We start from the raw sequence: 10,735 nt of genomic DNA, 5'->3' as shown, positions 1-10,735 counted from the left end.
GCTATTAATAAGATTTATTCGTTTAAGTAAAGACCACTTTTGCTAAGACTTAGGTATTTATGAGCTTTTTATTATTGTACATTACATATAATATTATTGAACCTTGTTAAAGGGAAGTTCCGAGCTTTATCAAGGGTAGTATTTAGGGATTATCCTACCAATAATTTATCTATTAATAAAAAATATCAAGCTATTATAGCTAATAAGTTTAAATGGTTATCTCGATTACTGCTAATATAATTCCATTTGACAGAAATCGTTTTTTGGTCTATAATTTATATATAAGTTAATAAAACACAATTCTTCGGGGCGGAGCGCAACTCTCCACCGGCGGTTATAGTCCGCGAGCTTAGGCTGAATCAGTGAAATTCTGATACCGACAGTATAGTCTGGATGAAAGAGGAAATTTACGAAATTTTGAGTCCCCCTTTTGGGGATTTTTCTTTTGCCTAGGAATTGTGGATGGAGGCAAAATGAATGATAGAGATTATATGAAAAGGGCCATGGACCTTGCCAAGAAGGGCAGGGGAAGGGTATCTCCCAATCCTTTAGTAGGAGCTGTCCTTGTTAGGGATGGCAAGATTATAGGAGAGGGCTACCACAGGGCCTATGGAAAATACCATGCTGAAAGGGATGCCATAAGTAGGACCACAGAGGATGTGGCAGGGGCTACTCTTTATTGTAACTTGGAGCCTTGCTCCCACTATGGTAAGCAGCCACCTTGTGCAGACCTTCTTATAGAAAAGAAGATTAAGAGGGTGGTCATTTCTAATCTTGATCCCAATCCCAAGGTTTCATCTATTGATAAGCTAAGGGAAGCTGGCATAGAAGTTGATGTGGGGCTTTTGGCTGATAAGGGCAAGAGGCTTAATGAAGTCTTTTTCTTTAATATGGAATACAAGAGGCCCCTGGTTGCCTTGAAGTACGCCATGACCCTGGATGGGAAGATTGCAAGTGGCAAGTATGATTCCAAACGGATATCCAACGATAAGTCGAGAAAATTTGTCCACAAGCTAAGGCACCGTTATGACGCCATTCTTGTAGGGAAGAATACTGCTATGACTGACAATCCAAGGCTTACAGCAAGAATCAAGGGGGGAGTTGACCCTATAAGGATTATAGTGGATACGAGCTTTGATATAGATCCTAATCTTGAGATTTTTAAGAAAAATACCGATGGCAAGACCTACCTTGCAACGACAAGTAGTAAGGAGAGAAGTGAGGTCAACGCAGACATCATTAGATGTAAGGACAAGGATGGTAGGGTTGACCTAGGAGACCTCCTTGATAGGCTTTATGATATGAACATAAGGTCAGTCCTAGTAGAAGGTGGCAGCCTAATCAATAATGCCTTCCTAGAAGCAGGCCTTGTAGATAAGATTTATGAATTTATCTCCCCTAAGGTTATTTCAGGGAAGAATTCAAGGTCTCCCTTTATAGGAAGGGGAGTCGATGAGATTAAGGATGCTTACAAGTTTGAGATCAAAAAGGTCAAGACCTTTGGTGAAGATATAATGATTGAGGCAAATAATGTTTACAGGAATAGCTAAGGAAGTCGGAGAAATTAAGGAGATAAGGCAAAAGGGTGATGGGATTACCCTGACTGTCAAGGCCGATGAAGTCCTAAAGGACTTAAATATTGGAGATTCTATAATGACTGACGGGGTATGCCTTACGGTGGTAAGCTTTTCTGATGGGTACTTTAGGGCTGATATGATGAGGGAGAGCCTTCGTTCTACCAAGTTTGATCAGGTCAAGAAGGGGGCTGTGGTCAACCTAGAGAGGGCCCTAAGGTTTTCTGATAGGCTAGATGGCCACTTGGTCCAAGGCCATGTAGATGGCTTGGGAAGAATTATCGCTATAAATAAAAATGTCTTTAGGATATCTGCTAGCGAAGATATCTTGAAATATGTAGTAAGGAAGGGATCTGTTTGCCTGGATGGGATATCCCTTACAGTTTCCTTTGAGAATACCTCATATTTTGAAGTATCCCTCATTCCTGAAACCCTAGCCAATACCAATTTCAAGTATAAGAAGGTAAATGACCTGGTTAATATAGAGACAGATATTATAATGAGAGCATTAGAGAAGCTAAGCAAGAGAGAAGAAAGGCTGGACAAGAATTTTTTGTTATCAAGGGGATTTTAATTAATTATGAATGAAGATAGATTTATGGAAGAAATATTTGAAGATTTGAGAAATGGAAAGATCATCCTAGTTACAGATGACGAAAATAGGGAAAATGAAGTGGATATGATCTGCTCAGGAGAAAAGGTGAGTGGAGAAAGCGTAAATATCATGGCGACCTATGCCAAGGGTCTTATCTGTACCCCAATAGGTAGGGAGATAGCAGAGAAACTAGACCTTCCACCTATGGTAGCAAATAACACCGACAACCACTCAACAGCCTTTACAGTATCAGTTGACCATGTCAACACAACTACTGGTATATCAGCCTTCGAGAGGGCAGAAACAATCAGAGCCTTGGCAAGTGATAACGAAGTAGCCGAGAACTTCAGAAGACCTGGCCATGTCTTCCCTCTAGTAGCAAGGGACGGGGGAGTATTCACAAGACAAGGCCACACCGAGGCAACAGTTGACCTTATGAGACTTGCAGGCCTTAAGCCTGTGGGCATCTGCTGTGAAGTTATGGCTGAAGATGGCCACATGATGAGGGGAGAGAAGATAGAAGAGCTAGCAAAAAAACTAGACCTCAAGATGACCAGTGTAGAAGCCATCAAGGAATATAGGAAAAACCATGACAAACTTATAGAAAAAACTGCAACAGTCAAGCTGCCTACTGACTACGGCCGATTTAAGGCCATAGGCTTCTATGATAAGAAAAACAAGGAAGAACACCTTGCTGTAGTAAAGGGAGATATAGAAGGAGAAGACGTCCTTACTAGGATCCATTCAGAATGCCTCACTGGAGACGTCTTTGGATCTAGGAGGTGCGACTGTGGTAGCCAACTCCACAAGGCCCTCAAAGAAATTGACAAGGAGGGTAGGGGAGTCCTCCTATACATGAGACAAGAAGGAAGGGGCATAGGACTATTTAACAAGATAAAGGCCTACTCCCTCCAAGAAGAAGGCTACGATACAGTAGATGCCAATGTCAAACTAGGATTTGACCCAGATCTTAGAGACTATGACGTAGCAGTTGCCATCCTTAAGGAACTTGGAGTAAAATCTGTCAAACTTATGACCAACAACCCTGACAAAATTGAGCAAGTCGAAAAATACAATATCAAAGTAACAAAGAGAGTACCAATCGAGATCCATTCCAATGAAACTGACAAAAAATACCTAGAAACCAAGGTAATTAGAATGAGACACGAACTAAAAGAATTTGAAGGAGAAAAAAATGCAAGAATTTAGTGCAAAACTAGTATCAAACAACAAAAAATATGCCATAGTAGTATCAAGATTTAACAACTTTATAACAGATAGACTCTTAGAAGGCTGCCTAGATGCCCTCAAAAGACACGAAGTAAAGGATGATGAAATATCAATCATCAGAGTGCCAGGAGCCTTTGAAATTCCTCTAGCTGCAAAAAAAGCTACCAAGGGAGACTATGATGCTGTAATTTGCCTGGGAGCAGTCATAAGAGGAGCAACAAGCCACTATGACTATGTCTGCTCAGAAGTATCCAAGGGCATAGCCAATGTAGGCCTACAAAGTGAAAAACCAGTAATTTTTGGAGTAGTAACTACAGATACCATAGAGCAAGCAGTAGAAAGGGCTGGAACTAAGGCAGGCAACAAGGGAGCAGATGCAGCAATCTCAGCCATAGAAATGGCAAACCTAATGGATATTATTTAATGATCCTAGTATTTGACTTCGATGGAACCATCCACCAAACCCACATCATCTACGAGAGGTCCATGGCAAAAAGTCTAGAGGATGCAAACATACCATCCGAAAATATAGACCTAAGAAGCCTTATAGGAGAAAGCCCAGAAGAGGCTTGGAAGATAATAGGTCTAACAGATGATGAGAAAATAAAAGCCCTAGTCCAAAAAACAGGCGATCTTATGGAGGCCTTCATGGAAAAAGAAGGCAGGCTCTATGATAATGCAGCTGATACTCTTACCTACCTCAAAAAGAAATACCCTATGATCTTACTATCAAATTGTAGGGCCTCCTACATGAAAAAAGCCAGGAAGGTCTACGGTCTCGATAAATATTTTGACAAATTTTTGGTAGGAGAAGACTTTGCCTACCAGGAAAAATACAAGATATTAAAAAATCTAAACCTAGGAGAATTCATAAGCATAGGAGATAGAATAGGAGATATAGAAGCAGCCAGCAAAAACTCCCAAAAATCAATCTTTGCATCCTACGGCTACGGAGGAAATTATGAGGGAGATGGGGCTGATATAAGGATAGAAAAAATAGAAGAGCTAAGGGGTATCCTTTAGAAAATAAGTAACAAAAAAGCAGTCCTTCAAATAGAGCTTGGGACTGCTTTTATATACCCTAAAGTAAAAATCTTTTACCTAATCACCGACTTAGTCTAACCTATCATTGGCAAGGTCAATCTTGAAGATAAGAGGAGCAATATAGGTTATTAACAACAAGGTTAGAGCAGATACTAGGAAGATGCTGACAAGATTTATCCTTTCAAAAATATATCCATAGAAAAGCATACTTAGAGGTAGGGCTACTTGGGATAAGGCATTTAAGACAGAAAAGACCCTGCCCTGGTAATCCTTAGGTATTTTAATAATTGACCAGGAAGATATAAGTATATTACATAGGGTTATAGCCGCGCCGATTATAGCAAAATATATTCCTATAAGAATGGCTCCACTTAGCTTATTTATACTAAAGGATAAAAAGATTCCTAATAGGAGGGTAGCTCCACCGATTAAGCCTATGGAATGTTTGGCTATATTTAAACTTCCCTTTGGAGGTATTTTTGATGCGAGGATAGAACCTAGTATCAAACCACCAGCCAGAATACTATCATTTAAGGCGTAGGCCTTGTTAGAAAGGTTCAGATAATTAATCTCAACATAGGGGATGCCAACATTTACTATGCCCAATACAAAATTAATCATAAGCACAAAGCTAAGGCCAAATACAATTTTCTTATAAGAAAAAATAAAATCAATCCCCTCTTTAAAAAGAGAAAATAGACTTTCGCTTGTGATTTCTGCCCTACTTTCCTTATTTCTAAAGTCAACCTTACTATATATAAGTAGAACTATAAACTCAATAAGAATTTCTATAATAAGGACTGTCCTTATAGAAAACCTATCTAGGATAAAAACGGCCACTATTGGTGAAAAAACCATGGAAACTGATTGGATGAGTTGGACTTTGGAACGGAAGTCCTGGACCTCATCTTCCCTAATTACATTGACGGTAGAAGCATTTAAGCTTGTGGATAGGACTTGGTCAGATATTTTTAAAACAATAAGCAGCAAAATAATCTCAATAAAATTTATGTTTGTTTCACTGGTTATAACAGTAAAAATAAGTAGACCGATGCAACTAGCTAGTTGGGAGAGGCTGATTATTATATTCTTATTAAACTTATCAATTGCACTACCCATGACAGGTAGTATCAATATAGCAACCAAGGGACCTATTATTTGAGAAAAACTATATAAAAATACTGAATCCAAGGACTTTAGTATTCTTAGACCCAGTACAAAAGATAACATAGCAGAGCCAAATTGACCCAGACCATTTCCCAATAAAAGTATATTCTTATTACGATTCGTACTCAATTATCTAAACCTCTTTTATTCTTATCAGATTAATAATATAAAGACTAGGGTATCCTCAGTCAATAACTTGCTCCAAACTATCATTATTAACCTTGTGCAATTTCTTCTTATCTATCATCTTGCTAGATAGGTAGATTAAAAATGGCAAAACTATGGCATCGTCTAGGACGCCTAAGAAGGGTATGAGGTCAGGAATCATGTCTGATGGGACTAGGGCATAGATTATGGTTAGGATACCCAAGATCTTGGCAAGGGCTGGAGTGTCCTTATCTCTCATAGCCTTGATATAATTTGGAATGAAATTCTTTATTTTAAGTAACTTATTCAAATAATCTCCTCTTTCTTTTTAATACTTGCTTAACTTCTACTTTAATTATACTTAAAAAATCTAATAAATCAATTAATATTATTAAATCAGGAATTAAAATAATAAAGGTTACATAGAAGGGTACACCCGCCAAGGTAAAAATTCTATCCTTTATGGGTATAATTATTAACAAGACAATAGCGAATTAAGAAAGGACGATTATGGGAATAAGATTTAGAAAAAGTATAAACCTGGGTAAGGGTTTTAGGATAAATATGAGTAAATCAGGGCCGGGCTTATCTTGGGGAGGCAAGGGCTTTAGACTTACAAGAACTGCCAAGGGGAATATTAGGACGACTGCATCAATTCCTGGTACAGGATTTTCCTATCAAAAGGAATTTAAAAACCCCCTCAGGGCTAAGAAAAACAAAGAAGCTCGTAAGGAGACAAGTAAGGGTGATAAGGCAATCGACTTTGACCAGGTCCTATCCTACGGGGTGGATTTTGATAAGTTGAAGTCAACTGCCCTAGAGGATGTCTTGGAAGCGACAAGTAGTAGGAGGCCCTACAAGCTAATAGGACTTATTATCTCTATCCTTGCTATAATCCTTGCCTTCAAGAATATATTCTTTGGCCTAGGACTAATACCTGGATTCTTGCTTTTCTTTTATAAGTCCAAGGCTGATGATGCCTATATAGACTATGACTTTAACCAAGATAGTGCTGAAGAATTTGACATAACAAACAAACTCCTCCTAGGAATCTTGGAGAGCGATAAGAATTGGTTTGTAGACAGACTGGGTCTAGTGGGTGATAGCAAGTCTATCCTTGCAAGAGATGAGCTAAGACTAAACAAGGGAGTCAAGGGTGGATTTAAGACAAATGCCGAGGTCATAAGCCTAGATGGGAGAGACCTTGCCCTAAGCTTCTTGCCAGATTGCTTGCTTATAGTAAGAGGATATGAGAAGAGGGCCTTAGCCTATGAAGACATAGAGGTAGACCTTGGAGCAGAGGTATTCCTAGAAGATGAAGTCATCCCAAAGGATGCCAAGCTAATAGAGAAAACCTACCTCCACACCAACAAAGACGGGTCAAGAGACCAAAGATATAAGACCAACCCTGAGGTCAATAGGGTAGAATATGGGACACTTGAGCTAAGAGGAGATGGTATAGATTTACTCATAGCCTTCTCCGATACCTATATAGATGGAAAATAAAAATTGTTATAGAGCCAGAGGATCAAATTTCCCCTAGCTCTATCTTTATTTGTAGGTAAATATTAGCTAATAACTGGTATAGATTTACAAAAATCAAGGAAAAATGTTTATTTCAATAAGTCTTGGGTATTATATAAATAAGACAGATCTTAGAAAATAAAAAGTAAAAGGAGAAGATATGAAAATAAATAAGAGAATCGTTTCAGTTGGTATGATATTTACCTTTACCCTAACACCTATAAGCCAAGGGGTTTTGGCAAGTGGGATTGATTATTCGGATGAAGTAAGACCATACGTATGGGCAGGTAGACCAGGATGAAACGGAGATGGTTCTGAAGAATATCTTAATTTGGAATATGGAGAAATGAATGGTCCTTACAAAGTAGTGGGTACTAATACTGGTAAAGTTTCTGACTTTAATTCTGCTAGGGATCTTGTTGAAAATATTGCATTTACCGCTATAGGCTTAGGACTACCAGATGGAGTGTTAAAGATAAGTACTAAATTAGCTCCTAAAATATTAAACGATCACATAGATGGTATAGTTTATAAAACTACAACCTATGTATCAGGGAGAAGAGCAAAACTTGCTATTCAAACATATAGCGACTATGAGATGACACATCCCTATAAATATTATGAAGAGATAAAAAAGTGGTGAGATTTATATGAAAGATCTACTTATGACGTTTTACTATACTGATGGCTTTAATAAAGGTTTAATCGGATTTTTTATATCTATGTCTTTATTAATTTTATTTATCTGGCTAGATATAAGTCTTGACATATGGTTGTTAGTGACCATGATAATTGAATTGTCCCCAAGATTAATTGTGTTAAATTTTCTAAAAGATGAAGTTATGGAAAATGAGAATATAAGTGAAGTAGAAGTAAAGAAAGATATAAAATCAAGGCTATTACTAATTTCCTTGGCTGTAGTAGCTTTTTGGCTTATAGATATATTTTTATACTAAGATAATTTTCGAGGTAGGTGTTTAGATAAATTAGACAGTATTACGAAGAGATAAAAAAGTGGTGATAGGTTAATGAAAAACTTATTAAGAAAGTTTTATTATACAGATGATGTTAATCAATGGCTTATTAAATGTTTGGCATCATTAGTTTTATTGATTCTATGCGTTATCTTTATATGGGAAAGAGTCATAATATGGATACCTCTTGCATTCTCACTCAATATATTTTTTAGACAAATTGAGTTATATGTTATAAAGGATGATGTGATGGAAAATGAGAATAAGAGTGAGATTGATATAAAAAAAGAAAAGAAAAAGAACCTACTTCAGATTATAGTTATTATACTATGTTTCTTTATATTCAGATTTATAAGATTTGGCTATGTTTTTTAATATAAACCAAGTATAGATATTTGCTGGTATGGACGAGTACTTACAAGATCCTTTAGACACTACTTTTCCATATCGGCAGTATCTTATATTATAGATTGAAAATTATATGGAATAACTTATAAATCTATGCCTTATATCTCTGTAAGGGGAAAGCTTGCTATTCAAATATACGGAGATATTGAAAAAAATGAGCCCTATAAGTATTATGAAGAGATAAAAAAGTGGTGATAGTTTAATGAAAGATTTTTTAAGGAAGTTTTACTATAAAAATGATGGAGATAAGTATATTTTCTCATGCATTCTGATTCTTATCTTGGTACTTGGATTTTGGATGCTGGGTATTTTGGATTATTTTCCTCCAGGCCTTCTAATTATTTTGGCATCTCTTAGACTAATTGAGCTAACCTATCTAAAAGAAGACGTTATTAAGGTTGAGAATAAAACTAAAAGGAAGATTAGATTTCAAATAATCTTGTGCATGCTAGGCTATGTAGTAGCTATAATAGTGATAATGTTAATAAATATGAGGGGGTATATTTAAATAATCTTTGGCCCATAGTATCGAAAGGGGTTTGCTACTGGGCTTTATTTTTTTGTGGAATTTATAATATAATAATATTTTCAAAGCCTTGTATTGATTAATTATTCCCTTTATTGTAGGATAAGGTTATAAAGAAGTTTGGGCTTATGGAAAGTGATTTCCTGCCGTAAATAGACTTTGATAAGGAGTGTGTATGAGATTTTTAGATATTATTGAAAAGAAGAAGAATAAGGAAAGATTAAGTGACGAAGAAATTCAATTTTTTATAGATGGAGTAACAGACGGGTCAATTCCTGATTATCAAATATCTGCCCTCCTTATGGCTATAAGGCTTAATGGGATGGATGAAGATGAAACAGCAAAGCTTGCTGAGGCTATGATGCATTCGGGAGATGTGATTGACCTATCAGATATCGAAGGGGTCAAGTCAGACAAGCATTCTACCGGGGGAGTTGGAGATAAGACCTCCCTTGCCCTAGGACCTATGGTTAGTGCCTGTGGACTAAAACTTGCCAAGATGAGTGGTAGGGGCCTGGGCCATACTGGGGGAACCCTTGATAAGCTTGAATCTATCGAAGGCTTCAATATTTCCTTGACTGAGGAAGATTTTAAAAGGCAAGTAGCCGATATAGGCTTTGCTATTATAGGGCAAACTGGAGACTTGGTTCCAGCTGATAAGAAGCTCTATGCCCTAAGGGATGTAACAGGTACTGTTGATTCCATTCCCCTTATAGCATCATCTATTATGTCAAAGAAGCTTGCTTCTGGTTCTGATACTATTTTGCTTGATGTTAAGTTTGGTGAGGGGGCCTTTATGCATACAGTAGAAGATGCGAGAAGGCTTGCCAAGGCCATGATCTCAATTGGCAAGAAGCTTGGCAAGGACACCAAGGCTATGATTACCGATATGAACCAACCCCTAGGAAGGACAATCGGTAATGCCCTAGAAGTAAGGGAAGCAGTAGATACCCTAAAGGGAGAAGGCCCTGAGGACTTCACAGAGCTTTGCCTAACTGCAGGATCTATTATGCTAATCCAAGCCGGCAAGGCCAAGGATAGGGATGAGGCCCTTGCCATGCTAGAAGAAGCTATCCAATCAGGTAAGGCCTACCAAAAGCTTGAGGAGATGGTAGCCTACCAAGGGGGAAATGTTGAGCAAATCAAAAACACCGAACTCCTCCCACAAGCGAAGTTTAAAACCGACCTAAAGTCAAAGGAAGAGGGCTACCTCGCCGATATCCACTCTATGGGTCTAGGTATTTCTGCCATGAAGCTTGGAGCAGGTAGGGAGAAGAAGGAAGATAGAATAAACTATGGAGTTGGTATAGAGATGAAGGCAAAGAAGGGCGATTATATCAAGGAAGGCGATACCCTAGCTACCATCTACCACGATTCTGACTTGAGTGATGAGTGGCTAGCTGAATTCTATGAGACCTTTGCCTATTCAGACGATAAAGTAGAAAGAGGCCCTATAGTTGAAGAAATACTAGAATAAAATTTGCTCATAGGAAGTAGATATTTTTATGGTTTTTAAAAGATCCCCGGGCCGAGGGATCTTTTCTAC

At 37.8% G+C, this 10,735-nt stretch carries 13 protein-coding genes and 1 riboswitch; of the genes, 11 read left to right on the top strand and 2 right to left on the bottom strand.

Features of this window, described 5'->3' with window-relative positions; genetic code table 11:
- Positions 1-296 precede the first annotated feature (296 nt).
- Positions 297-409, top strand: a riboswitch (FMN riboswitch).
- Positions 410-473: 64 nt separating this feature from the next.
- From ribD to MUN42_RS06995, 5 genes are read left to right on the top strand one after another with little or no spacing between them, the layout of a single operon-like run.
- Positions 474-1,550 carry a bifunctional diaminohydroxyphosphoribosylaminopyrimidine deaminase/5-amino-6-(5-phosphoribosylamino)uracil reductase RibD gene (ribD, locus tag MUN42_RS07015; RefSeq protein ID WP_243343924.1) on the top strand — a complete coding sequence of 359 codons (1,077 nt, stop codon included), beginning with the start codon at positions 474-476 and terminating at the stop codon, positions 1,548-1,550.
- Complete coding sequence (locus MUN42_RS07010; protein ID WP_243343922.1) at positions 1,531-2,148, top strand: riboflavin synthase; 618 nt, start codon at positions 1,531-1,533, stop codon at positions 2,146-2,148. Before ribD ends, MUN42_RS07010 begins: the two co-directional genes overlap by 20 nt.
- A gap of 24 nt (positions 2,149-2,172) precedes the next feature.
- The gene (gene ribA / locus MUN42_RS07005; RefSeq protein WP_243343925.1) at positions 2,173-3,378 is read left to right on the top strand and encodes a GTP cyclohydrolase II; all 1,206 of its coding nucleotides are present in this window, start codon (positions 2,173-2,175) and stop codon (positions 3,376-3,378) included.
- On the top strand, positions 3,365-3,823 hold the full coding sequence (ribE, locus tag MUN42_RS07000; protein WP_243343920.1) for a 6,7-dimethyl-8-ribityllumazine synthase: 459 nt from the start codon (positions 3,365-3,367) through the stop codon (positions 3,821-3,823). Before ribA ends, ribE begins: the two co-directional genes overlap by 14 nt.
- Positions 3,823-4,422: an HAD family hydrolase gene (locus MUN42_RS06995; protein WP_243343918.1), complete on the top strand. Its 600-nt coding sequence runs from the start codon at positions 3,823-3,825 to the stop codon at positions 4,420-4,422. The genes ribE and MUN42_RS06995 overlap by 1 nt, the downstream gene beginning before the upstream one ends.
- Before the next feature lie 90 nt (positions 4,423-4,512).
- Here the strand turns inward: MUN42_RS06995 and MUN42_RS06990 are convergent, their stop codons facing one another.
- Both MUN42_RS06990 and MUN42_RS06985 read right to left on the bottom strand, forming a co-directional pair.
- Positions 4,513-5,739: an MFS transporter gene (locus tag MUN42_RS06990; protein WP_243343916.1), complete on the bottom strand. Its 1,227-nt coding sequence runs from the start codon at positions 5,737-5,739 to the stop codon at positions 4,513-4,515.
- A 55-nt stretch (positions 5,740-5,794) separates the two neighbouring features.
- Positions 5,795-6,067, bottom strand: a complete 273-nt coding sequence (locus MUN42_RS06985; RefSeq protein WP_243343915.1) for a DUF1232 domain-containing protein — start codon at positions 6,065-6,067, stop codon at positions 5,795-5,797.
- A gap of 200 nt (positions 6,068-6,267) precedes the next feature.
- On the opposite strand from MUN42_RS06985, the gene MUN42_RS06980 reads away from it, so the two are divergent.
- The 6 genes from MUN42_RS06980 (at position 6,268) to MUN42_RS06955 (ending at position 10,666) form a co-directional block, all read left to right on the top strand.
- A complete protein-coding gene (locus MUN42_RS06980) occupies positions 6,268-7,263 on the top strand; it encodes a DUF4236 domain-containing protein (RefSeq protein ID WP_243343913.1) in 996 nt (331 codons plus the stop codon).
- A 178-nt stretch (positions 7,264-7,441) separates the two neighbouring features.
- Positions 7,442-7,582: a hypothetical protein gene (locus tag MUN42_RS06975; RefSeq protein ID WP_243343911.1), complete on the top strand. Its 141-nt coding sequence runs from the start codon at positions 7,442-7,444 to the stop codon at positions 7,580-7,582.
- 45 nt (positions 7,583-7,627) lie between these two features.
- The gene (locus MUN42_RS06970) at positions 7,628-7,924 is read left to right on the top strand and encodes a hypothetical protein (protein WP_243343909.1); all 297 of its coding nucleotides are present in this window, start codon (positions 7,628-7,630) and stop codon (positions 7,922-7,924) included.
- Between the two features lie 172 nt (positions 7,925-8,096).
- A complete protein-coding gene (locus tag MUN42_RS06965; protein ID WP_243343907.1) occupies positions 8,097-8,237 on the top strand; it encodes a hypothetical protein in 141 nt (46 codons plus the stop codon).
- Between the two features lie 628 nt (positions 8,238-8,865).
- Positions 8,866-9,171 carry a hypothetical protein gene (locus MUN42_RS06960; protein WP_243343905.1) on the top strand — a complete coding sequence of 102 codons (306 nt, stop codon included), beginning with the start codon at positions 8,866-8,868 and terminating at the stop codon, positions 9,169-9,171.
- A 193-nt stretch (positions 9,172-9,364) separates the two neighbouring features.
- Positions 9,365-10,666, top strand: coding sequence for a pyrimidine-nucleoside phosphorylase (locus tag MUN42_RS06955; RefSeq protein ID WP_243343903.1), 1,302 nt, complete (start codon positions 9,365-9,367; stop codon positions 10,664-10,666).
- Positions 10,667-10,735 lie beyond the last annotated feature (69 nt).

The organism is Anaerococcus sp. AGMB09787 (assembly GCF_022808955.1).
GTDB lineage: Bacteria > Bacillota > Clostridia > Tissierellales > Peptoniphilaceae > Anaerococcus.
This window is presented reverse-complemented; position numbering and strand designations above follow the sequence as displayed.